Source organism: Curtobacterium sp. MCLR17_044 (assembly GCF_003234435.1).
Classification (GTDB): Bacteria; Actinomycetota; Actinomycetes; order Actinomycetales; family Microbacteriaceae; genus Curtobacterium; species Curtobacterium flaccumfaciens.
In genome coordinates this window covers 13,343-35,701 of sequence record NZ_QKTC01000009.1, presented here as the reverse complement: position 1 = coordinate 35,701, position 22,359 = coordinate 13,343, and the positions used below count along the sequence as shown (strand labels likewise).

The window sequence follows — 22,359 nt, the reverse complement described above, 5'->3', positions numbered from 1 at the left end:
CTCGCGCCGGGCGCGGGGCACGGGGCACGGCCGGGAGGCCCGGGGCGGGTCCGGCACGCCGCCGGCGTCAGGCGCGGTGCAGCTCCACCGACCCGTCCAGCCGACCGGGTTCGGTCAGGCGGGCGTGCTGCAGGACAGTGCGGCCCGGCGCGATCGCCGCGGCGACGATCGACAGGGTCGTCATGTGTCCCTCGGCCTCGTGCACGTCGCGGAGGATCGCGTCGGGGTGGTCGCTCGGCAGCGCCGCGGACTCCGCCAGCACGCCGAACCAGTCGCCCCAGCCGTCCCCGGCGTCGCCACCGGCGTCCACGGTGCGGAGTTCGTCGAACGGGCCGAGCACCGGTGGGCCGGCCGGGGCGTCGACGGCGCGGAAGGCCTCGAGCCACCGACCGATGCGCGGCGCCGCAGGGTCGTCGGCCGCACCGTGCGTGACCATGTGGACGCCGGGGCCGAGGTCGGTGGTGCGGACCTGTTCGCCGTCCCAGGTCAGCACCGAGGCACCCTCGGCCGTGGCGCGCACCAGGTTGAAGGCCCGGGTGGTCGGCAGCGTGCCGTCGTGTCCGGGCAGCAGGTCGTCGGCGACGGCGTCCACCGGCACCACGCCGCGGGTCGTCCACGTGCCGTCGACGCTGGTCACTGGTTCGGCGCGGTTGAGCACCACGGCCAGGCCGGCACGGTCGGACGCGGCGAGCCACGCACCACCGGCGGAGCGGTCACGGACACCACGGAGGTCCGGGTCCCGGTCCGGCCACCAGGCAGCGGGCGGGTCCCACGGGCGCTCGGGCGACTCGTCCCGCAGGGCGAGCACGGTGACGGGCCATGCAGCCCCGGGGTCGACGCGGACGACGACGGTGCACATGCCGTCGATCCTCGCACGTGGCCCCGGTAGCGTGAGCCAGGTGAACGCAGCAGCAGAGCGCACCCTGACCGTCATCGTGGGGATCACCGGGGGCATCGCCGCCTACAAGGCCGTCGGGGTCGTCCGCGACCTGGTCAAGCGCGGCCACGACGTGCACGTCGTCCCGACCGAGGGCGCCCTGCGCTTCGTCGGACTGCCGACGCTCGAGGCCCTCAGCCGCAACCCCGTCACCACGAGCGTGTGGGACGACGTCGCCGAGGTGCGCCACGTCGCGCTCGGTCGCCGGGCCGACCTGGTCGTCATCGCCCCGGCCACCGCCGACTCGCTCGCCCGGATGGCGCACGGCCTGGCGAGCGACCTGCTCGGCACGACGCTGCTCGCGACCGAGGCGCCCGTCGTCGTCGCTCCGGCGATGCACCCGCAGATGTGGGAGCACCCCGCGACCCGTGCGAACGTCGCCACGCTGCGTGACCGCGGCGTCCACCTGGTCGGCCCGGTCGTCGGCGCGCTCACCGGCGACGATGCGGGCATCGGTCGGATGGCGGAGCCCGCGGACATCGTCGCCGCAGCGCTCGCCGTGCTCGACCAGCACCCCGCACCGGCCGGCCGCCGCAGTGCGGACACCGGCACCGCGGCCAGCACCGGGGCCCGCGGTGAGCAGGGCGACCTGGCCGGCGTCCGTGTCGTCGTCAGCGCGGGCGGCACCCGCGAACCCTTCGACCCGGTGCGGTTCGTCGGCAACCGTTCGAGCGGCCGCCAGGGCATCGCGATCGCCGCCGACGCCGTCCGTCGTGGCGCGTCCGTGACCCTCGTCGCCGCGAACGTCGAGGGCTCGCTGACCGCCGGACTGGACGCGACCGTGGTGCCCGTCGGGTCCGCGCTCGAACTCGCCGAGGCCGTGCACACCGCCGCCGCCGAAGCGGATGTCGTCGTGATGACCGCCGCCGTCGCCGACTACCGTCCGGCCGAGGTGCTCACCGAGAAGCTCAAGAAGGACGCGCAGGGCGAGCGCATGACGCTCGAGCTGGTGCGGAACCCGGACGTGCTCGCCGACCTCGTGGCGGCGCGGCGGACCGGGCAGATCATCGTCGGGTTCGCCGCCGAGACCGAGCCCGACCGCGATGCACGGATCGAGCTCGGACGCGCCAAGATCAGCCGGAAGCCGGCGGACCTGCTCGTCGTGAACCACGTCGGCTGGTCGGCCGGCTTCGAGCGCGAGGAGAACGCGATCGAGGTCCTGGTGCCCGGTGGCGAGGTGGTCCGCGAGACCTCCGGCACGAAGGCCGAGGTGGCGACGGCGGTCCTCGACCTCGTCGCGACAGCCCTGACGTGAATGCGCACTGCAGTGGATGCGCACTGACGTGAATGCACACTGACGTGAATGCACACTGACGTGAATGCACACTGACGTGAGCAGCGTCTCCGGCTGCTTCCGAGGACGAGCGGGCACGATGGGGCACATGCGACGACGTGAGCGGATCCGACGTGCCAACCGCACGGCCCCCATCCTGGCGGTGGCCCTCGGCGTGGCGGGCACCATGCACTTCCTGCGCCCGACCCACTTCGACCGGATCGTGCCGGAGGCCCTGCCCCCGCGGCTGACCACGCTGGCCTCCGGGGTGGCCGAGCTGGGCATCGCCGCCGGGCTCGCGTTCCCCGCCACCCGCCGTGCCTCGGGGTGGGCCGCCGCGGCGCTGTTCGCGGCGGTGTTCCCGGCCAACGTCAAGATGGCGAACGACCTGCTCGACCACCCCCGCTCGAGCCGGGTGATGCGGCTGATCGGGGTCCTGCGGCTCCCCCTGCAGCTGCCGCTGGTCCTCTGGAGCATGCGCGTCGGTCGGCACGCACCGAAGCCGTGACCCAGCCGTCGCGGACCCGCGCGGCGGTGCCCTTGCTGCACCGCCCGGTCACCCAGCATGCCTGGGAGGACATCGTGTTCGCGCACTGGCGGCACGACCCGGCGTCGCTGCAGCGGCTCGTCCCCCGCGGGACCCGTCCGGACGTGGTCGACGGCAGCGCCTGGGTGGGGCTGTCGGCGTACGTGTTCCGGGAGACCCGGGTGCCGCCGTTCCCCTCTGCCGGGCGACTCGGCACCATGACCGAGGTCACGATCGAGGTCCTCACGGTGGACGACCAGGGGCGGCGCGGGGTGACCTACCGCACGGTCGACACCGCCAACGTGCCTGCCATCGTGGCCGCGCACGCACTGCTCGGCGTGCCGTACACGTTCGCGCACGCACGTTCCCGTCGCCGCGGTGACGCGGTGGCGCACCGGTCCGTCCGGCACCCGACCCGCGCGCTGCACCCCGTGCGGTGGGCGCGGTCGCTCCGGCAGGAACGCCCGACCGGTGCGGTGCGGCCGAAGCACGCGGCCTCGGTGCGGGTGACCGCCGGCGAGGTCGTCGACACCCCGCTGGCCGCCGAGCTCACCACCCGCGCCGGCATCCACGCGCGGTACCTGGCGCAGACCCTGTTCTGGCAGCGACAGCACCCGGTGCTCACCACCCGTTCGGCCACGCTCGACCGGCTCGAGGGCGACCTGCCCGACGCCGTCGGCATGCCCGGACTGTTCGACCGGGCGCCGGACTCCCTGCTCGTGGTCGACGGCACGACCGTCCGGTACGGCTGGGGCGGGGTCGTCCGGTGACGGACGCACAGCCGCACGCACAGGCCGACGACCCGTTCGACCTCGACCGCTTCGTCCGTGCCCAGCAGGGTGTCCACGACGTCGCGCTCGACGAACTCCGTCGGGGCCGGAAGTCGTCGCACTGGATGTGGTTCGTGTTCCCGCAGCTGGCCGGTCTGGGGCGGAGCGCCACGGCCGTGCGCTTCGCGATCACCGGCGTGGACGAAGCCCGCGCCTACCTGACGCACCCGGTGCTCGGGCCCCGTCTGCGCACGGCGACCGACGTCGCACACGACGCCCCCGCCCGCTCCGCCGACGCCCTGCTCGGGGGCATCGATTCGGTGAAGCTCCGGTCGTCGATGACGCTGTTCGCCCGGGTCGCGACTGACCCACAGCCGTTCGTCGCCGTGCTGGACCGCTGGTACGACGGCGACGAGGACCCGGCGACGGTCCGCCTGCTCGGGGAACGCTGAGGACGCACCGGAGCGCCACCGGTCAGGCCGGCACCGAAACGGGCACCAGCGGCACCTGCACCTGCACCTGCACACAGTGAGCCGACCGCAACGCCGTTGTCATATCAGGTACGGTGATGCGAGCACGTGCGATGTCGACCGTGCCCGTTCGCCCGGCGCCCCGACGCCGCCGCCCCCGAAGGAGAACGCATGCCGGTCCCCCGCAGCGCCCCGACCGAGCACCAGCTGCTCCGTGACACCGTCCGCCACAAGATCCACGACGCGATCATGGACGGCACGCTCCTGCCCGGGGAACGGCTGAACGACGACGAGCTCATCTCGTGGCTCGGCGTCTCCCGGACACCCATCCGCGAGGCCCTGAGCCAGCTGTCCCGCGCCGGCCTGATCGAGATGGCCCCGAACCGGTACACCCGCGTCACCACGCCGGACCCCGCCGAGGTCATCGAAGCGATGCAGACCCTCGGCGTCCTGTTCGGTGGCGTGGTCCGGCTCGCGGTCCCGCGCCTCGGTTCGGCGAGCCGGAAGAAGATCCTGGCCCAGCTCGACAAGACGATCACCGAGCTCGAGGCCCACGAGGTCGCCGCCGTCAACCACGACGCCCTCGACGTCTTCGCCCTGTACGTCGCCGAGTGCGGCAACGAGAACCTGCAGCGCGTCTGCCGCGACACGATGGACGGCCTGGCGTTCCGGCTGCGACTGCCGAACCTCGACGAACTGGTCGACTGGGACCGGATGACCGAGGACTTCCGGCGACTCCGGGCGGCGACCGAATCCGGCGACAACGTCACGGCCGAGCTCGCGACCGAGGCGATCCACCAGCTGCCGGGCGAGAAGCACTGAGTCCACCTGTACCCGCGTACAGGAACCGCCCGTCTCGCCCACGCGAGGCGGGCGGCCGACGTTCCACGGGCCTCCCGGTCGGCGGCCCGGCCACGCGCGTGACGCTCCCAGTCCCGGGGCCGCGCGGACCGATAGCATCGCTGGCGACCACCTGAACCAGGCACCCGGAGCAGCACATGAACCCCCGCCCGACGGACCGTACCGAGGTCGCCGCACGCCTGGCCGCCGCGGTCGGTCGGATCAACCGACGGGCCCGCACCGACTCGGCCTCGCTCGGGTACGGCATCGTGTCGGCACTCGCGTCGATCCAGCGGCACGGACCCCTGCGCCCCGGCGACCTGTCGCGGATCGAGGTGGTCACGAAGCCCACGATGACCCGCATCCTGACCGAGCTCGAGCAGCGCGGCTTCATCCAGCGCGAGGCCGACCCACGCGACGGCCGGGCGTTCATGGTGACGGCCACGCCGGAGGGCATCGAGGCGGTCGAGCAGGCCCGTGCGAACCGCACCGGGATCGTCGCCGAGCTCATCGCCGAGCTCGACGAGTCGGACGTCCAGGCGATCGCCGGCGCCCTGGCCGCGCTCGAGCGTGTCGCCCAGGGCGAGCACGCCCAGGAACCTCACACCTTCTAGGCCCCGCACGGCCGTTACCGAACCGTTACCAAGCGGTGGACGGACCGTTCTGCCAGCGTTCCTGGACGCGCTGCCCAGTCTGACCGGTCATGGTGTCGGCTCCGCCTGACCGCGGCCACCCCACGGCTGCTCCCGGCGGACGGACGGGCCCCACACCACCGTCCGGTCCTCACCGGCTCGAGGACTCCTCGTCGTCGCCGACGGTGTCACCGACACCGCCAGCCTCCGGCGTGCCCGCACGACCTCGGTCGCGCGGGCGGGAGTCCCTCCCCCACCGAGCCGCCGACCTGCGGAACCGATGCGACACACCCCTGAGCTCCCCACCACGACGGCCTCGACCCGACGTGAAGCCCTGAACACCCCCACCCGCCGGATGCGTCGGGCCCTGCGGCACCGCGCGACGTTGATCGCCGGCGGCGCAGCGGTCCTGGCCGTCGCCGGTGGCGCCCTGACCGTCGGCACGCAGCCCGCCATCGGCGAGGCCCTCGGCATGCCGACCGGCACCCCGAGCGCCTCGGCGACCGCGGAGCCCGCCCTGCGCGGCACCGCGCTCGACCGTGCCCAGGCCGCCGCCACGATCACCACGGCGAAGACCGTCATGCAGACCGCGAACCACAAGGTCGACACCTCGGCGCTCGAACAGCGCGTCGACGCGCTGAGCGACTACCCGGACCTGTCCGGCGCTGCGCTGACGAACCGCATCTCGACGACGGTCGCGTCGACCACGCACGTCGCGCAGGCCAGCGCCACGCAGGACAAGCGGGACGTCGACGCGAAGGCCGCGGCCGCAGCGAAGGCCGCAGCCGAGCGGAAGGCTGCCGCCGAGGCAGCGGAGGCCGCCCGGAAGCTCGCCGCCGGCAACACCGTCGCCGGCGCCAAGGCCACGGCGAGCTCGCTCGCGTCGTCGGAGTACGGCTGGGGTGCCGACCAGTTCCAGTGCCTGGACAACCTGTGGACCAAGGAGTCCGGCTGGAACTACCAGGCCGTCAACGCGAACGGCGGCGCGACCGGCATCCCGCAGGCGCTCCCCGGCTCGAAGATGGCCACGATCGCCGCGGACTGGCGCACCAACGCCACCACCCAGATCACCTGGGGCCTGCAGTACATCAGCTCGGCGTACGGCACCCCGTGCGCGGCGTGGGGGCACTCGCAGGCGAACAACTTCTACTGATCGGCGCGGGTCGCGACGGCGACCGGCAGACGGACGGGAGGCCCGTGGCGGATCCGCCACGGGCCTCCCGTCCGTTGCGTGGTCGCGGTCAGCCCACCCGCGCGACGCGTACGTCGGTGCGGGCGGGCATCGGACCACGTCGGGCCGCTCCTCGCGCCTGCTCCTCAGAGTGACCGGCGGAGGACGACGGACGCCTCGGGGGTGTTCACCTGGAACGCGAAGGTCTCCTCGACGTACATCGTGACGTCGACGGCGTCGTGGCCCAGGTAGCCGAGGGCCAGGTCCTCGCCGACGGTGAACACGAAGTCCCCGCCGCGCTGACTGATCAGCAGCGACTCGTCGATGCCGGGCGCTCGCTCGACCTGACCGCCGGTGATGCCCTCGAGCTGCTCACGCAGGGGCGTGCCGGCATCGTCGGTCTCGACGATGTCCGCCCAGTCACGGGGGCTGCACGCCAGGGCGTACGGCCCGGCGACCCCGACGTCGCGGAGTGCGGCGACCGCAGCGGTGACCGCGGCCCGGAACGACGCCGGCGAGCCGTCGTGCGACTGTGCGGGCTGGGTCGACGCGTGGCCGGCCCCGGTGATGCCGCCCTCCGGCCACCCGCGCAGCGTCGCCCGGTTCTCGTGGGCCGCGAGCCGCAGCACGGCCGCGTCGAGGTCGCCCAGGTCGACGTCGGTGGCGCCGCGGGAGGAGTCCACGAGCTCTTCGAGCGCGACGGTGAAGGTCGCACGGACCTCGCAGAGCGGCAGGACCCGGCGTCGCCGTGCGGTGATGCCGTCGGCGACTCCGCCGGTCACCGCGTCGGTGCGGCCGAGGTCGACCGAGGACCACTGCCAGCCGCGCGGTCCGTCGAAGTCGACGATGCGCCGTGCGGCGAGCGCCGGGACCAGCCGGTCACGGGCCTCGGCGTCGAGCACCGCCCAGGTGTCGTCGCCGAACGGCGCGAGTTCGCGGAGGAGGTGGTTCATGGCGTGTGCCCTTCCGTGCTGCGGAGTGAACCGATGCCGAGACCGGGACCGGTGGCGTCGGGAGCCGTCACCACGGACGGCGACGGCGGTGCCGCGAGCGCGGCGAGGTCCACCAGACGATCGCGTGCGGGGGCGAAGAACGTCGCTCCGGTGACCGCGCGCGAGAAGTCGAGCAGCCGGTCGTACGTCCCGGGAGGATCGCCGACGAACATCCGTTCCAGCATCCGTTCGAGCACCCAGAGCTCACCGCTGTAGCCGATGAAGTAGGTGCCGTACTCCCCGCTGCCGGGTCGACCGAAGGGCATGTTGTCGCGGAGGACGTCGTGCTCGACCCCGTCGTCGTCGACGATGGTCGCGAGCGACTTGTGCGACGGCCGGACCTCGGTGGCGCTGTCATGCTCCACGTTGTCCGACTTCGACCGGCCGATGATGCGTTCCTGCGCGTCCGTGCCGAGGGCGTTCCACGCCGCCAGGTCGTGCAGGTACTTCTGGACGACGACGTAGCTGCCACCGGCCCAGTCCGGGTCGTCCGCACCGATGAGTGCGGAGGCTGCCAGGTCCTGCGCGACCGGGTTCGCCGTGCCGTCCACGAAGCCGAGCAGGTCGCGGGTGTCGAAGTACCGGAAGCCGCAGACCTCGTCGACCACGGTGACGTGGTCCCCGAGCGCGGCGAGCAGCAGGCGCTCGAACTCGAAGCAGACGTCGGTGCGTTCACCCCGGATGTGGAAGAGCAGGTCTCCCCCGGTGGACGGCGCCGCGTGGACCGGCCCGGTCAGGGCGGGGAACGGGTGCAGCGCGTCCGGGCGGGCATGCGGCGAGAACCGGTCCCACGCCACCGCCCCGATCCCGACGACGCAGGACAGGTGTGCGTCGAGGTCGCGGAACCCGACCGTCTTCAGCAGGCCGTCGAGGTCGCTGAGCACGTCGCGGACGGCATCGAGGTCGTCGTCGTCCGGCCCGACGTCGAGGGTCAGGAACACCGCCGAACGGGACAGCGGTGCGTCGACGCTCTGCGCGTCGATGGGGACGCGGCTGCCCGGTGCGCCGGGCATCAGGGTGCGCCGTGGACGGAGGCCATGGTGTCCGCCTTTCCTCCGCAGCCGTCCTGACGGTGCGGTTCGGTGCCGTGGGGTGTCTCCCGTCGAGCATCGCCACCCGGTGCCCCGTCACGCCTGAGTCGGATGACCCGCTCCGCAAGGGGGGGATGCCCGCGCGACCACGGGGTGATGTGGTGACCGCGTCGTCGTCGCTAGCGTCCGGAGCAGCCGCCACGGGCCTCCCGGGCGGCGCAGTCGACCGACGATCCAGGAGCGACGATGACGATCAGCATCTCGGACGCACGACCGGCACACGACGACGGCATCGGGCGAGCGCTGCACTCGCGGTCCGGCGGCACCGATCCCTTCGTGGTCGTCACCGGACCGGACGCGTCCGCCCGGGCACGGGCGCTCGCGGACATCACGGACGCCGCCCGGGCGGACGGCCACACGGTCGTCCGGTGGCGTGCGGTGGGCGGTGACCCCGTCATCGAGGCAGCGTCGCTGGCCCCGTGGCTCGCCCTCGTCCGGGCGCACGACGCCGGGGCACCGGGGCCCACCCACAGCGTCGTGCTCGTCGAGGACTTCGACGCGCTCGACGAGGACGCCAGGACCGTGCTGCACGACCTGCTCGCCGCACTGGCGCGGGACCTCGGGACGATCGTGGTGGTCGCGGTGCGCGAGGGCCGGGCCCTGGCCGGATCGGGCAGCCGGCTGCCGTCGGCCGACGTCTCCGTCACGGTCACGGCCGCCTTCACCGGGGACTTCGGTCTCGTCGACACCGAGGCCGAACGGGCCGTCCGCCGGGGCACCCGACCCGATCCGTCGCTGGTGGCGGCGGTCGAGTTCGTCCGGGCGGTCCGGTCCGGTGACGTGCACGCCGGCAGGCGGAGCGTCCTGGCCGCGCTCGGGGAGTCCGACCGGGCGGGCGCCGACGACGTCCTGGTCGCGACGCTGCACGTGCTCTGCTACCTCGGCGGGCACAACTCCTGGTGGGACGAGGCGCTGGCGCTGACCGCGGACCGCGACCTCGACCCGGTGCTGCGGCTCGTCGAGGACTGCGTGGACGGCTCCGGCCGGACCGAGCACGAACGTGCCGCGCTGTACCGCGAGGTGCAGGCATCCGCTGCCGACACGGAGCCCTGGAAGGCCGTGGCACTGCACATCGCGTGGACGCTGCTCGACTCGACGGATCCGCGCCGGGACCACGTGGAGGCCGCGCTCCGACGAGCGGGCGACGCCGGGCTCCTCGGCTACTTCAGCTCGTGCCGTGCCGCCGTGACGCACTACCAGGCGGGGCGGCTCGACGCGGCGCGGGCGGCGTTCGACCACGTGCACCGAGCGGCCGAGCGCTGGCAGGCCGGGACGCTCGTCGCGCTGACCGAGGCGCTGCAGGCACTGGTGCTCTCCGTGCAGGGCGAGCCGGAGCAGGCGGCACGGAAGGCCGACCGCGCAGCACGGTGGGCGGCGCAGCACGGCACGCCGCTGGTCGCCCGGGCTGCGGAGCACGCCCGCGCCGCGCTCGACGTCGCGACGGGACGGTTCGAGGAGGCCTACAGCCGCTCGGCGACGCGATCGGGCAGGGCGGGGCGGTGGCTCGAGAGCAGCTACGGACCGATCGAGCTGCTCGACGCGGTGGAGTCGGCTGCGCGGCTCCGCCTGGCCGACCACGGTGCCGCACTGGTGGCCCGGGCGGAACGGGCGTTCACCGACCAGCCGACCCCGCGCCGCTCCCTGGTGCTGCTCGCCTGCCGAGCGGTCGTCGACGAGACGCACGGTGCCCGCGCCCTCTTCGAGGACGCGCTGGCCAGCGTCGACGGCGACGTCTCGCCGTTCGAGGTGGCCCGCGTCCGCCTGGCCTACGGCGAGTGGTTGCGTCGTGGGATGCACGCCCTGGAGGCCCGGGGCCAGTTCCGGATGGCGGCGCGCGCCTTCGAGGTGCTCGGTGCCGGTGACTGGCAGGCCCGCGCGGAACGCGAGCTGCGCGCAGCCGGTGCTGCCCGTCCGCTGCCGACGGCGCTGGAGGCGGTCGACCTGAGCGAACAGGAGCGCCGTGTGGCGTCCCTCGCCGCGGCCGGGCTGACCAACAAGCAGATCGCCGGGCAGCTGTACCTCTCGCCGCGCACCGTGAGCGGGCACCTGTACCGGCTGTTCCCGAAGCTCGGCGTGACGACACGGGCCGGACTCCGGGATGCACTCCTGCGACTGGGAGGCGATGCGACGGGCGACGTCCGGACGTGACCCTGTCAGGGACACCCTCGCCGGCCGCTCGCCCCGCGGGCCCCGGATGCCCCGGCCACCACCCGCGACACCCCGGGCGGACGACCCGGGAGCGTCACCGGAACCCGTCGCCGGGGTAACGGCAGGGCCCGTCGCGAGCCCGCGGTCCGTTCGTAGACTCCAGCCACCGACGAGGACTGGTGGCCGCCGTGTTGACGGACGAGGAGTTGCTCCCCCGCGGAGACGAGGTCTCCGTGCCGGTGTTCGCCGTGCCCAGCAACCGGCTGCCGATCCGCGGCCGGAGCATCGAGCAAGCCCTCGTCGCCGATGCCGTGGCCGGTCTGGCACGGGGTGCTGGTGACGTGCTCGTCGTCCGCGGAGCAGCGGGGGTCGGCAAGTCGCGTCTCCTCGAGGACGTCGTCGACCAGGCGACCGCGGCCGGCCTCCGCGTGGCCGTCGGTCGCACGGACCGCGACGCACGCCTGATCCCGCTCGCACCGATCATGGACGCGCTCGGCGCCGGGCCCCGGCCGATCTCCGACCGCGTCCGGCTCAGCGCGGTGACGCTGGACCCGGAGGCGCGGTACTGGCTCCTCCAGCAGCTCCAGGACGACCTGGAGCGGGCCGCGGCGTCGGACGGCGTCGTGGTCGTCGTCGACGACCTGCAGTGGTGCGACACGACGACCCTGGCGGTGCTCCGATCGCTGTCGCGCCGGCTCGCCGACGTCCCCGTGCTCTGGGTCGTCGCGGTCCGGACCGAGCACCAGGACCCGCCGGTGACGGCGACCGTCGACGAGCTCGCCGCGACGGGACGGCTCGTCGACCTCGACCCGCTGGACGAACAGGCCACGGCCGCGATGATCGCCGACCTGGTCGGCGCGACGCCGGACGGCTCGGTCCTGCGTGCGGCGCGCCGGACGGAGCACATCCCGATCCTCGTCGCCGAACTCGTCCGCGGGCTCGTCGACGAGGGCCTGCTGACGATCGTGGACGGCGTCGCCACGATGCCGGGCGCCGCACTGCCGGCGAGGTTCGGTGCGTCGATCCGCGAGGGCCTCCGACGCCTGTCGAAGCCCACGCAGCAGCTCGTGCAGGTCGGAGCGACCCTGGGACGCTCGTTCTCGGTGCGGTCGTTGTCAGCGATGCTCGACCAGCCGGTGCAGCGACTGCTCCCCGGGCTGCAGGAAGCGATCGAGGCGGGGGTGCTCGTCGACGACGGCACGGACCTGTCGTTCCGCCACGACGTCCTCCGCGAGGCGGCGGAGTCGATGATCCCCGCGGCCGTCCGCGACGACCTGCTCCGGCAAGCGGTGGACGAACTCCTGCGGCAGGGTGTCCCACCGGTCTCGATCGCCGCGCGCATCGCCACCGTGGCGCAGCGCGGGGACGTCCGCGCCGCCGAGGTCCTGCGCACGGTGGCGATCGACCTCGCGAGCACCGATCCCACCGAGGCCGGCGCGCTCGCCCTCCGCGCCGCCGACCTCGCGCACGGCACCCCGGCGTTGCCCGGCGTCGTCGTCGACGTCCTGCCGCTGCTCTGGCACAGCGGTCGGACGGCCGAGGCCCGTGCGCTGCTCGACGACCTGCAGGGGCGCCTCGCCCCGGAGGACGACGCACGCCTGCACCTCACCCTGGCGCGGCTGCAGACCGAGGGCTCGACGCCGGATGCGCTGCGGACGGTCGAGTCCGCGCTGGCCCTGCCCGGCGTGAGCGCCGGCGTGCGGTCCCGTCTGCTCGCCGTCCGCGCGCTGAACCTCGCCCAGGCCGGACGGCACGCGGACCTCGCGACCGCGCTGCGGGAGGCCCGGGCGACGGGCGACGGTGACGCGGACCCGGTCGCCGTCGCCACCTTCGAGGCCAGCGCGTCCGTGCTCGCCTTCAACGAGGGCCGGTTCGCGGACGCGACGCAGGCGATCACGTCGGCGATGAGCCGGATCGCTGCCACCGGGGGCTCGTCGAGCACCTGGTTGCCCGAGGGGCTCTGGGTGGCGTTCCTCGCGGGTGCACTCGGCGACACCGAACGGGCAGGACGCATCGCCGAGGCGAACGCCATCGAGACCCGTCGCAACCACCTGGCCCGCCCGACCGCCGCCTGGATGATGCTGCGCACGCGGGTGCTCTTCGACCAGGGCCGTCTGGAGGACGCCAAGACGTCGGCCGAGTCGGTCCTCGACCTGGCCGAGGACCTGGAGCTCGGTCAGTTCGCCGCGCTCACGGCCGGGACGGTCCTCTTCCGCACGGCGCTGCTGCAGGGCGACCGCTCAGCGGCCGACAGGACGCGGCACTTCGCCGAGGCCCTGCACGCCGATCCGGCCTTCGCACGCTCCGGCTCGTGGCTGCTGGCGCTCGAAGCGGACGCACACGGCGATGCCCGGGCCGCCGTCGACCGCAGCGAGGTGGCGTGGCGGAGCCTGGAGGAGCCGATCGCGTCGATGTCGAGCCCGGCCGACTTCGCCGACGACGTCCACCTCGCGCGCATCGCGATCCGTGGGGGCCGACGGGACCGACTCGAGCGGATCGAACGGGTGGCGCGACTCCGGGCCGCGGCGAACCCGGACAACGACCTGTGCGACGGGACCTGGCTGCACGTGCACGGACTCGTCCACGACTCCGTGGAGCACCTCGGCGCGGCGGTGGAGCGGCTGCGCCGGGTCGATCGCCGGCTCGTGCTCGCCGCGGCGCTCGAGGACCTCGGGAGCGCCCTGCGGCGGCGCTCCGTGCCCGCGGCCGTCGAGGTGTGGCGGGAGGCGACCACGATGTTCGACGACGCCGGTGCCCTGCGCGAGGCCGAACGGGCGCGGCGGCACCTGCGGGGCGTCGGCGTGACCGTCCGGGCGGCCACCGCCGACCCCGCTGCGTCGGGCGCCTCGGGACTCCCGGGGCTCACCGCTCGCGAGGCCCAGGTCGTCGAACGGGTCGCCGCCGGCCTGACGACGCAGCAGATCGCGTCCGACCTGTTCATCTCGACCCACACGGTGACGAGCCACGTCCGCCACGTCTACGCGAAGTGGGGCGTGGCCTCCCGCCGGGAGCTCGCGGCGCGGTTCCGGCAGCACCGCTCCGGCTGACCTCCGGTCGGGCAGCGCCGGGCCGCACCGGGTCACTCCGGGTCACATCGGGTCACATCGGGTCACTCCGGGTCACATCGGGTCACATCGCGGTCGTCGTCGAACCCGGCACCGAGCGCACGAACCGCCAGGTGCGGCGCGGTGGAGAAGCCGAGCTCGATCCGCCCGGAGAACCCCGCGAACCCGGCGAGCGCTCCGGCGCGGGTGCGGGTGGCGTCGAGGAACCCGAGGTGCAGGTCGGCACGGACCCCGCCCGGGCCCGGCGTCCGGAAGCCGACGAGACGCCCCGTCACCGCGCGGTGCACCGTCGTCCCGGTCGTGCTGTCCTCGGTCCGGACCTCGTCGAAGACGCCGTCGACCGAGACCGCCACCGCGAAGTCGCGCGGCGGCAGGACGGCGGCGATCCGGGCCTCCAGGTCGGCAACGGAGGCGACCGACGCGACCGTCACCACCAGGTCGGGCGAGAACGTCGAGACGACCGCGAACGCGACCGGGTCGGCCGCGTCCGCGACCGCTGCGGCGCCGTCCGGCAGCATCCGGAAGCACCGGCGGTCGAACACGACCAGGCCGTCGGCGGTGCCGGTGCCGGTGCCGGTGCCGGCGAGCGCACCGAGCCCGAGGGTGCCGTGTCGACCGAGGTCTGCGACGGCGACCGGGACGTGGACGGCCGGTCGTCGGTGCCGAGGATCGTCGAGGACCTGCTGCGCCCACGTGGCGAGGGTCGTCAAGGACGTGGTCCTGTCATCCGTCGTCTCCCGCACCACGCACTCCTCGTCCGGCCTCGGTTCGACCGTAGGAAGTCCGCCCGCGCGGTACCAGCGCCGTTTGACTCAAGCGCTCCGGTGGGTGCGCGGCGCACGGTTGGACCATGAGTGCACGCGCGACCATGGTCTCCCCGTCCGTCCCCCCGTCCGGCACGGGGTGCGTGGAGTGCGACGCGACGGGCTCGTGGTGGGTGCACCTGCGTCGGTGCGCCGCCTGCGGGCACGTCGGCTGCTGCGACGACTCCCTGAACCGGCACGCCACGGCGCACTTCGCGGTCACCGGGCACGAGGTCATGCAGTCGTTCGAGCCGGGCGAGGGGTGGTTCTGGGACTTCGTTGCGCAGGACTTCGTGGACGGGCCCCGCCTCGCCGACCCGCAGGCGCACCCGACGACCCAGTCGGTGCCGGGTCCGGCCGACCGGCTCCCCCGCGACTGGTCGGAGCAGCTGGCCGAGCGACGCTGACACCGGTCGCGGCCGGTCGCGGCCGGTCGCGGCCTCCCGCGACCGGTCAGGGCAGCCGACGGTCGGTGTCGAGCGCCTCCGACCGGGCGATCACCTCGTGCATCGTGGTGTGCGACCGCACCTGGTACGACAGGTGCGCCACGGCCAGCACCACCGCCGACCCGACGCCCCACGCGATCGAACCCGGGTCGTCGACGCCGAGCTGGTCGACCAGGATGGCGACCCCGGCGCCGGCGACGATCGAGTTCACCACCGCGATCGCGGACGACATCGTGAACAGCAGCCGGTACCACGACGGGGCCCGGCCGATGTCGAGCAGCTCGTTCGCCGCGTGCCGCCCGCGGGGCATCGGGAAGTACGTGTCGGCCTCGGGCAGCAGCCGACCGTAGTAGCGACGGATCCGTTGCATCGCGGCGAGCGCGGCGACGTCCTCGAGCGAGGTCTCGACGAGGCGTTCGTAGGTGAACGCGCCGAGCAGGACGATCACCGGGATGATCGCGCCGAGGAACCCGAGCGCGAAGGGCGTGTGCGCGAGGAACCCGAAGGCGACGAGCGAGCTGGAGAGCGTGGTGAGGTACAGCGAGGAGCGACTGCTCGACTCGCTGACCGTGATGCTCCGCGCGCTCTCGAGGACGAAGTGCTCGGTCATCAGGGCGTTGAAGAAGGCGGTGGGCCGGTCCAGGGAGGTGATCGACTCCGCGGCGGTCGGCAGTGTCGTGTCGGGTTCGTCGGGCATCACGGGACTCCTCGGTCAGTCGCTCGTCGCCAGGTGGCGGTGGACGAAGGTCACGGCCATGGCGCCCTCGCCGACCGCTGCGGCGACGCGCTTGACGGACCCGGCGCGGACGTCCCCGGCGGCGAAGGACCCCGGCACGTTCGTCTCGAGCCAGAACGGACGCCGCTCGAGCGGCCACTGGTCGAGTGAGCCGTCGACGGCGTCGAGGTCCGGGCCGGTGACCAGGTACCCGAGCCGGTCGCGGACCATGGGCGTCTGTTCGGCCCAGCTCGTGTCCGGTCGTCCGCCGATGCAGATGAACAACCGCGTGGCCGGCAGCGACACCGTGGCCCCGTCGCCGTCGGTCACCTCGATCGACTCGAGTCGGGTGTCCCCGTGGAGCGCCGAGACCTGGCAGCCCGTCCGGACCGTCACGTTCGGTGCGGCCGCGATCCTGGCGCTCAGGTACTCCGACATCGTGGCCGACAGCGACGCGCCCCGCACGAGCATCGTGACGTGCGCCGCGGAACGGGACAGGTTCATCGCCGCCTGGCCCGCCGAGTTCGCCCCGCCGACCACGAAGACCTGCTCGCCGGCGCAGCCGTCCGCCTCGCTCGTCCCGGCACCGTAGTAGACACCGCAGCCGAGCAACTCCTGCTCGCGCTGCAGCCCGAGCCGACGCCACTCGACACCGGTCGCGCAGATGTTCGCACGGGCGACGACGTGGCCGCCGTCGGCGAGGTCGGCGTGGATGCGGCCGTCGTGGAAGACCCCGCGCACCCCCTCGCGCATCACCAGGAGTTCGGCGCCGAACCGGACCGCCTGTTCCCGGGCACGCTCGGCGAGGTCCGCCCCGGCGATGCCCTCGGGGAACCCCAGGTAGTTCTCGATGAGGCTGCTCGATCCGGCCTGCCCGCCCACGGCGTCCCGCTCGAGCAGGACGACGTCGAGCCCTTCGGACGCGGCGTACACGGCAGCGGACAGCCCCGCCGGACCGGCACCGTAGATCGACAGGTCGTACTCCTGGCGGCGCGGAGCGTGGATCCACCCGAGCCGGTCGGCGACCTCGCGCAGGGTCGGTGCGACCAGTTCCGTGCCGTCGGGGAACACCACGAGCGGGAGCCGCGACGGATCGACCCGGACGGCGGCCGCGGCCTGGTCGCCGGGTCCGGCACCACCGACGTCGACCGGGAACCAGTCGAACTGCACCACGGAGCGCGACAGAAAGTCCCGCAGGGCGTAGGAGTCCGCGTCGAACGGCCGTCCGTACACACGGACGCGACGTGACGGGACCACGGCGGCGTCGGTCTCCATGGTTCCTCCGGTCCGTGCGACGACGATCGGTGCGGAACTGCTGCCGCTCCCTCACGAGCACGCTACGGACTGCCGGCGCGCTGCACGTGGTCCTGCGAGGGTCTCCTTCGGCACCGGAGGCGGCGTCGGGTCGCGCCGGGCGGGATCAGCTGCGCCCACGGCGGACGGGAGGCCCGTGGCGGCGTCGCCACGGGCCTCCCGTCCGGTCTGTGGTCGCGGTCAGCCCACCCGCGCGACGCGCACGTCGACGCGGCTGAGCGCCAGGCCGTGCGCTGCCGCGGTCGCCAGGGCGACGTCGTGGACGGCGCGGGCGACCTCGGGGGCCGGGCGGAAGCCGTCGGTACCGATGACCACGCGCAGGGCGTCGTCGTCGACGACGATCCGGAGCGGTCCGGTGCTCGTGGCGATGCTGCGGACCGCTTGCACGGCGCTCGCGACCGTCGGGCGGGAGCGGTACAGGTCGGTGACGCCGGGGACCTCGAGGACGGCGGCCTCGATCGCGGCGAGGGTCTCGTCGGTGGTGCTCATCGGGCCTCCTCCGGGTCGGTGCCGGGCTCGTCGGTGCCTGTTTCGTCGGTGCCGGGCTCGGGGTCCGGCAGCAGGTCGCGGACGACGACGTCGATCGCCTCGACGAGCAGGTCGGTCTGCTCGGCCAGGGCGCCGGCCACGGCGGCGCGGACCAGCTCGGCGGTCGCCGGGATCGACGGACCGGACGCGATCGCGATCTCGACGACCACCCGGATCGGGGACGCGAGTTCGGTGACGTCGCCGTCGAGGTGGCAGCGGGCCACGAGCACGCCGGGGACCTCGTCGCCGGTGCGGCGGATGAGGGACCGGATGGCGCCCTCGGTCATCACCGGGCGCTCGGTCTCGGACAGGGGGCGGAGCGGGACGTCGCGACCGGAGCGGGACTCGATCGAGATGTTCGCCAGGACGCCGCTGATCCAGGACTCGTCGGCCGGGGCCTCGTCGCGGGCGGCCGCCTCGAGCGAGCGGAGCGACGCGTGGCGGACGCGGATGATCGCGGCCAGGGCGTTCTGGCAGGCGGGCGAGTCGTCGATGCTCGGGTCCGCCGGCTGCATGCCGGCGTCGAGGTAGTCGGCGAGTTCGTCGATCGAGTGGCCGTCGAGGTCACCGCGTTCGAGGGCGTCGAGTGCTTCCGGGCTGTCGGGCAGGTCCGGCCGGATGCCGTCGTGGTCGGTCATCGCCATCCCTCCATGAGTCGGATCATGTTCTTCCTCGCTCGGGACAGCAGTCCCCGGACCGTCGAGGGTGGCAGGTCGAGTTCGGCGGCGATCTCGTCGTACCGGTACTCGAGCACCTCCTTCATGATCCAGCACCGTCGTTGGGCTTCGGGCAGTTCGGCCAGCGCACGTTCGACCGCGTCCTCGCGCGAGCGCGCCTCGGCGACCCGGTCGGGTGCGTCGTCGGCCGGCGCGGCGACCTCGAGCTCGGTGACGTCGTCGTGGACACGCCGCGCGCGGATCCGGTCGAGGCACTTCCGGCTCAGGATGCGCATCAACCACGACTTCACGCGCGCGAGGTCCTCGAGGGAGTCGAGGCGGTCCCACGCGGTGATGAAGGTCTCCTGCACGACGTCGTCGAGTTCGTCGGTGGAACCGAGGGTCCGACGGGCGTAGGCGCGGAGCAGCGGAGTGTGGCGACGGATCAGGACCTCGAAGGCCCGGACGTCGCCGTCGGACGACCGGCCGGCGAGGACCGCGTCGTCGAGCTCGGCGAGGGACTGGTGGTGCACGCGTTCCTTCTACTGGTGGTGGATGGTGAACGGCTGGGTGCGTCCGTCCACCGTCGTCGGACGGGTACTGGTGGGACGCATCCCGCACCGCGTTCGTCACACACCGAAGGGGCGCACACCGGACGGTTCCGGTGCGCGCCCCTGACGTCGTGCGTGTCGGCTCGCCCTACTGCGTGTCGGCTCGTCCTCCTGCCGGTCGGCTCGTCCTACTGCTGGATGAAGGCGAGCAGGTCGGGGTTGATGACGTCCGCGTGGGTCGTCAGCATCCCGTGCGGGTAGCCCTCGTAGATCTTGAGCGTGGCGTTGCTGAGCAGCTCGGCCTGCTTGAGCGAGGCCGCCTTGTACGGCACGACCTGGTCGTCGTCGCCCTGCGTGACGAGGACCGGGACGGAGATCGCCTTGAGGTCCTCGGTCTGGTCCGTCTCCGAGAACGCCTTGATGCCCTCGTAGTGGGCCAGGGCGCTGCCCGTCATCCCCTGGCGCCACCAGTTCGCGACCACCGGGGCGGAGACCTCCACGCCGGGACGGTTGAACCCGTAGAACGGGCCCTCGGCGACGGCCTGGAAGAACTCGGCGCGGTTCGCGGCGAGGGCGCTCCGGAACCCGTCGAGCACCGAGATCGGCGTGCCCTCCGGGTTGGTGTCGCTCTGCAGCATGATCGGGGGCACCGACGAGACCAGGACGGCCTTGGCGACGCGGCCCTGGGGCTCGCCGTACTGCGCGACGTACCGTGCGACCTGGCCACCACCGGTGGAGTGCCCGATGTGGACCGCGTTCTGCAGGTCGAGGTGCTGCACGACCGCATCCGTGTCGCTCGCGTAGTGGTCCATGTCGTGACCGGTGCCGATCTGCGACGAACGCCCGTGCCCGCGGCGGTCGTGCGCGATCACCCGGTACCCCTTGCCCAGGAAGAACAGCATCTGCGCGTCCCAGTCGTCCGACGACAGGGGCCATCCGTGGTGGAAGACGATCGGCTGCGCGTCGCGCGGCCCCCAGTCCTTGTAGAAGATCTCTGCACCATCGCTCGTGGTGACGAACGCCATCGTGAACCTCCGTGAGTTTCTGCTCCACATGTGACGCGGACTGGCCGCTGCCTCCCGTTCGGCGGGAGACCGAAGCCCCTTCACCGTAGGACCGGCGCTCCGTCGACCGCTTGGGTCATTCATCCCGATCCGGCCGGGCCGGGCACGGCTTGGTTCGCGGGCGTGTGTGCACCAGAGTTGATCCCATGTCGCTCGTCACCGCCGTCTGCCGCGTCGACCGCCTGCTGCCGGACTCCGGCATCATCGGCGTCACCGCCATCGACAAGCGTCCGGTCACCGGCAGCGTCCGGGTCCGGCCGCTCGGCCTGCGCGCCGACGTGCAGGCGAACCGCAAGTACCACGGCGGTGTGGACCAGGCCGTGTACGCCTACGCCGACGAGGACGCCGCGTACTTCGCCGACCTGCTCGAGCGCGAGGTCCCGCCCGGCCTGTTCGGCGAGAACCTCCGCACCAGCGGCATCGACGTCACCGGGGCCGTGACCGGGGAACGCTGGCGGATCGGCGACACCCTCGTGCTCGAGGTGACGGTCCCCCGAACACCCTGCGGCACCTTCGCCCGGCGCATGGGGATCGACGGGTGGGTGAAGCGGTTCGCCGACGAGGGGCGGCCGGGGGCGTACTTCCGCGTCGTCAAGTCCGGTTCGGTCGCCGCGGGTGACCCGATCGAGGTGACGTACCGGCCGGAACACGGGGTGACCATCGGCGAGATCTTCGGGGACCTGGCGCCCGATCGTGCGCGGGCCGTGCTCGAGTCGGGAGAACGGCTGGTGCCGAAGGTCGTCCACGACCTGACGAAGGTCGCCGCGCGGGCCTGAGCCGGTCGAGCCGGTCGGGCCCGTCGGTCCCGATCAGCTCGGCAGCACGCCGCGCGAGGGGTCGATCGGACGCTTCGCCACGGGCAGCCCGGCCACGACCAGGTCGTAGGCGTTCGCCACGAGGTCCTCGACCAGGGTCTCGTCGATGCCGTTGCCCGGCGTCAGCGTGATCCAGTGCCGCTTGTTCATGTGCCACCCGGGCGTGATCTCGTCGTGGTCGCGCACGAGCGCCGCTCCGTGCGGCGGCGCGCACTTGAGGTTCACGATCGGGGTCCCACGCACCTCGGTGACCATCACGAACATCTTGCCGACGACCTTGTAGACCACCGAGCCCTCGCCGAACGGCTGGGTCTCGACGGCCGCCGGCAACGCCAGCGCCGTGCGGCTCGCGATGTCGTGCAGCTGCTCGCCGTCCATGTGACCAGGATGCCGCAGGCCGCCGACAGCGCACCCCGTTCGGGGGCAGGTCATGAGTGTCGATCACGTCGTAGGATCACCACGCCGCGCACCCGACGCGGCGGTCGCTCGCGCGATCACCACCAGTTCCAGGGGGAACCCGTGCGCATCATCCGTACCCTCGGCATCGCCGCCGCCACCGCCGTCCTCGCGACCACCGTCGTCGTCGGCGGGACCTCGACCGCGCAGGCCGCGCCGAAGTCCTACGCCAACTGCACCGCGGTGCACAAGGTGTACTCCGGCGGCATCGCCAAGAAGTCCGTCACGAAGAACAAGGTCGTCTCCGGCGGCAAGACCACCTACCGTGCGCTCAAGGGCACGGTGAAGAAGGACGACGCCCTGTACAAGGCGAACACCAAGCTCGACCGCGACAAGGACGGCATCGCCTGCGAGAAGAGCTGACGCTCCCACTCGCTCGGTGACGCCGGCACGACACCGGTGTTCGCGTCCTGAACACCCGCACGCCGGGGTGCGATGCGCGAACACCGGTGTTTTGCGTGCCCGGCGTGCCCCGGCGTACGCGGGTGGCGCGACGCGACGCGGGGCGGCGCGGGGCGGCGCGACGCGCTCAGAGCGTCGGGACGCCCTCGTGCCCGGATCGGGGACGCGGAGTCCCGGCGACGCCCGTGACGACCGACCCCGCCGGCACGTCCTTCGTGACCACCGTGTTGGCACCGACGACGGAGTCCGGCCCGATCGTGATCGCCCCGATCAGTGACGACCCGGCGCCGAGCACCACGCGGTCCCCCACCACCGGGTGCCGTCGGGCTCCCGGCCCGTGGTCTCCGCCGCGTCCGCCGAGTGTGACGCCGTGGAACACGAGCACGTCGTCACCGATGACCGAGGTCTCGCCGATGACGACGCCCATGCCGTGGTCGATGAAGAACCGGCGGCCGATGCGCGCGCCGGGGTGGATCTCGATGCCGGTGACCGACCGTGCGATCTGCCCGAGCAGGCGGGCCGCGAACCGGGACCCGGGCAGCCCCTGCGCGTTCCAGAGACGGTGGGTCACGCGGTACGTCCAGATGGCGTGCAACCCGGAGTAGACGATCGCGTTCTCCAGGTCGCCCCGGGCAGCGGGGTCACCGCGGCGTGCTGCGGACAGGTCCTCCCGGATGGTCCGCAGCACGCCTCG

24 protein-coding genes are annotated in these 22,359 nt (G+C 73.3%); 12 read left to right on the top strand and 12 right to left on the bottom strand.

What is annotated here, in order from left to right; genetic code table 11:
• Window positions 1–67 precede the first annotated feature (67 nt).
• The gene (locus DEJ04_RS07825) at window positions 68–859 is read right to left on the bottom strand and encodes an NRDE family protein (RefSeq protein WP_181437768.1); all 792 of its coding nucleotides are present in this window, start codon (window positions 857–859) and stop codon (window positions 68–70) included.
• Window positions 860–923: 64 nt separating this feature from the next.
• Here DEJ04_RS07825 and DEJ04_RS07820 point away from each other — a divergent pair, with 64 nt between their 5' ends.
• The 7 genes from DEJ04_RS07820 (at window position 924) to DEJ04_RS07790 (ending at window position 6,601) form a co-directional block, all read left to right on the top strand.
• A complete protein-coding gene (locus DEJ04_RS07820) occupies window positions 924–2,192 on the top strand; it encodes a phosphopantothenate--cysteine ligase family flavoprotein (RefSeq protein WP_111046798.1) in 1,269 nt (422 codons plus the stop codon).
• 127 nt (window positions 2,193–2,319) lie between these two features.
• Window positions 2,320–2,718, top strand: coding sequence for a hypothetical protein (locus tag DEJ04_RS07815; protein WP_181437767.1), 399 nt, complete (start codon window positions 2,320–2,322; stop codon window positions 2,716–2,718).
• Window positions 2,715–3,506 carry a YqjF family protein gene (locus DEJ04_RS07810; RefSeq protein ID WP_181437766.1) on the top strand — a complete coding sequence of 264 codons (792 nt, stop codon included), beginning with the start codon at window positions 2,715–2,717 and terminating at the stop codon, window positions 3,504–3,506. Before DEJ04_RS07815 ends, DEJ04_RS07810 begins: the two co-directional genes overlap by 4 nt.
• Entirely contained in the window at window positions 3,503–3,958 is a 456-nt protein-coding gene (locus DEJ04_RS07805) for a DUF1810 domain-containing protein (RefSeq protein WP_111046748.1), read from the top strand. Before DEJ04_RS07810 ends, DEJ04_RS07805 begins: the two co-directional genes overlap by 4 nt.
• A 189-nt stretch (window positions 3,959–4,147) precedes the next feature.
• Complete coding sequence (locus DEJ04_RS07800; RefSeq protein ID WP_111038155.1) at window positions 4,148–4,798, top strand: GntR family transcriptional regulator; 651 nt, start codon at window positions 4,148–4,150, stop codon at window positions 4,796–4,798.
• A 176-nt stretch (window positions 4,799–4,974) separates the two neighbouring features.
• On the top strand, window positions 4,975–5,430 hold the full coding sequence (locus tag DEJ04_RS07795) for a MarR family winged helix-turn-helix transcriptional regulator (protein WP_027466277.1): 456 nt from the start codon (window positions 4,975–4,977) through the stop codon (window positions 5,428–5,430).
• Between the two features lie 298 nt (window positions 5,431–5,728).
• Window positions 5,729–6,601, top strand: a complete 873-nt coding sequence (locus DEJ04_RS07790) for a phospholipase (protein ID WP_111029332.1) — start codon at window positions 5,729–5,731, stop codon at window positions 6,599–6,601.
• Window positions 6,602–6,765: 164 nt separating this feature from the next.
• Here the strand turns inward: DEJ04_RS07790 and DEJ04_RS07785 are convergent, their stop codons facing one another.
• Together DEJ04_RS07785 and DEJ04_RS07780 are read right to left on the bottom strand one after the other, a co-directional pair.
• A complete protein-coding gene (locus DEJ04_RS07785) occupies window positions 6,766–7,572 on the bottom strand; it encodes a family 1 encapsulin nanocompartment shell protein (RefSeq protein ID WP_111046747.1) in 807 nt (268 codons plus the stop codon).
• Window positions 7,569–8,624, bottom strand: a complete 1,056-nt coding sequence (locus DEJ04_RS07780; RefSeq protein WP_111046746.1) for a Dyp-type peroxidase — start codon at window positions 8,622–8,624, stop codon at window positions 7,569–7,571. The genes DEJ04_RS07785 and DEJ04_RS07780 overlap by 4 nt, the downstream gene beginning before the upstream one ends.
• Window positions 8,625–8,888: 264 nt before the next feature.
• Here DEJ04_RS07780 and DEJ04_RS07775 point away from each other — a divergent pair, with 264 nt between their 5' ends.
• Both DEJ04_RS07775 and DEJ04_RS07770 read left to right on the top strand, forming a co-directional pair.
• Window positions 8,889–10,850, top strand: a complete 1,962-nt coding sequence (locus DEJ04_RS07775; RefSeq protein WP_111046745.1) for a helix-turn-helix transcriptional regulator — start codon at window positions 8,889–8,891, stop codon at window positions 10,848–10,850.
• 179 nt (window positions 10,851–11,029) lie between these two features.
• Window positions 11,030–13,897 carry an AAA family ATPase gene (locus tag DEJ04_RS07770; RefSeq protein WP_111046744.1) on the top strand — a complete coding sequence of 956 codons (2,868 nt, stop codon included), beginning with the start codon at window positions 11,030–11,032 and terminating at the stop codon, window positions 13,895–13,897.
• A gap of 62 nt (window positions 13,898–13,959) precedes the next feature.
• On the opposite strand, the gene DEJ04_RS07765 is transcribed toward DEJ04_RS07770, so the two are convergent.
• Window positions 13,960–14,625: an acetolactate decarboxylase gene (locus tag DEJ04_RS07765; RefSeq protein WP_181437765.1), complete on the bottom strand. Its 666-nt coding sequence runs from the start codon at window positions 14,623–14,625 to the stop codon at window positions 13,960–13,962.
• Between the two features lie 140 nt (window positions 14,626–14,765).
• Between DEJ04_RS07765 and DEJ04_RS07760 the strand changes: the two genes are divergently transcribed.
• On the top strand, window positions 14,766–15,125 hold the full coding sequence (locus DEJ04_RS07760; protein ID WP_111022178.1) for a UBP-type zinc finger domain-containing protein: 360 nt from the start codon (window positions 14,766–14,768) through the stop codon (window positions 15,123–15,125).
• A gap of 46 nt (window positions 15,126–15,171) precedes the next feature.
• On the opposite strand, the gene DEJ04_RS07755 is transcribed toward DEJ04_RS07760, so the two are convergent.
• The 6 genes from DEJ04_RS07755 to DEJ04_RS07730 all read right to left on the bottom strand — a co-directional run bounded on the left by DEJ04_RS07755 (window position 15,172) and on the right by DEJ04_RS07730 (window position 19,953).
• Window positions 15,172–15,861: a hypothetical protein gene (locus DEJ04_RS07755; protein WP_110863464.1), complete on the bottom strand. Its 690-nt coding sequence runs from the start codon at window positions 15,859–15,861 to the stop codon at window positions 15,172–15,174.
• Between the two features lie 15 nt (window positions 15,862–15,876).
• Complete coding sequence (locus DEJ04_RS07750) at window positions 15,877–17,154, bottom strand: NAD(P)/FAD-dependent oxidoreductase (RefSeq protein WP_111046742.1); 1,278 nt, start codon at window positions 17,152–17,154, stop codon at window positions 15,877–15,879.
• Window positions 17,155–17,373: 219 nt separating this feature from the next.
• Complete coding sequence (locus DEJ04_RS07745) at window positions 17,374–17,682, bottom strand: hypothetical protein (RefSeq protein ID WP_110863466.1); 309 nt, start codon at window positions 17,680–17,682, stop codon at window positions 17,374–17,376.
• A complete protein-coding gene (locus DEJ04_RS07740) occupies window positions 17,679–18,359 on the bottom strand; it encodes a hypothetical protein (RefSeq protein ID WP_128780933.1) in 681 nt (226 codons plus the stop codon). Before DEJ04_RS07740 ends, DEJ04_RS07745 begins: the two co-directional genes overlap by 4 nt.
• Entirely contained in the window at window positions 18,356–18,910 is a 555-nt protein-coding gene (locus DEJ04_RS07735) for an RNA polymerase sigma factor (RefSeq protein WP_027466268.1), read from the bottom strand. The genes DEJ04_RS07740 and DEJ04_RS07735 overlap by 4 nt, the downstream gene beginning before the upstream one ends.
• Window positions 18,911–19,116: 206 nt before the next feature.
• The gene (locus DEJ04_RS07730) at window positions 19,117–19,953 is read right to left on the bottom strand and encodes an alpha/beta fold hydrolase (RefSeq protein ID WP_111046741.1); all 837 of its coding nucleotides are present in this window, start codon (window positions 19,951–19,953) and stop codon (window positions 19,117–19,119) included.
• Between the two features lie 185 nt (window positions 19,954–20,138).
• Between DEJ04_RS07730 and DEJ04_RS07725 the strand changes: the two genes are divergently transcribed.
• A complete protein-coding gene (locus tag DEJ04_RS07725; RefSeq protein WP_111046740.1) occupies window positions 20,139–20,768 on the top strand; it encodes an MOSC domain-containing protein in 630 nt (209 codons plus the stop codon).
• Window positions 20,769–20,801: 33 nt separating this feature from the next.
• On the opposite strand, the gene DEJ04_RS07720 is transcribed toward DEJ04_RS07725, so the two are convergent.
• A complete protein-coding gene (locus DEJ04_RS07720) occupies window positions 20,802–21,185 on the bottom strand; it encodes an MmcQ/YjbR family DNA-binding protein (protein WP_111038164.1) in 384 nt (127 codons plus the stop codon).
• A gap of 141 nt (window positions 21,186–21,326) precedes the next feature.
• Between DEJ04_RS07720 and DEJ04_RS07715 the strand changes: the two genes are divergently transcribed.
• The gene (locus DEJ04_RS07715; protein WP_209049853.1) at window positions 21,327–21,626 is read left to right on the top strand and encodes an excalibur calcium-binding domain-containing protein; all 300 of its coding nucleotides are present in this window, start codon (window positions 21,327–21,329) and stop codon (window positions 21,624–21,626) included.
• Window positions 21,627–21,792: 166 nt separating this feature from the next.
• On the opposite strand, the gene epsC is transcribed toward DEJ04_RS07715, so the two are convergent.
• Entirely contained in the window at window positions 21,793–22,353 is a 561-nt protein-coding gene (gene epsC / locus DEJ04_RS07710; protein ID WP_111032065.1) for a serine O-acetyltransferase EpsC, read from the bottom strand.
• Window positions 22,354–22,359 lie beyond the last annotated feature (6 nt).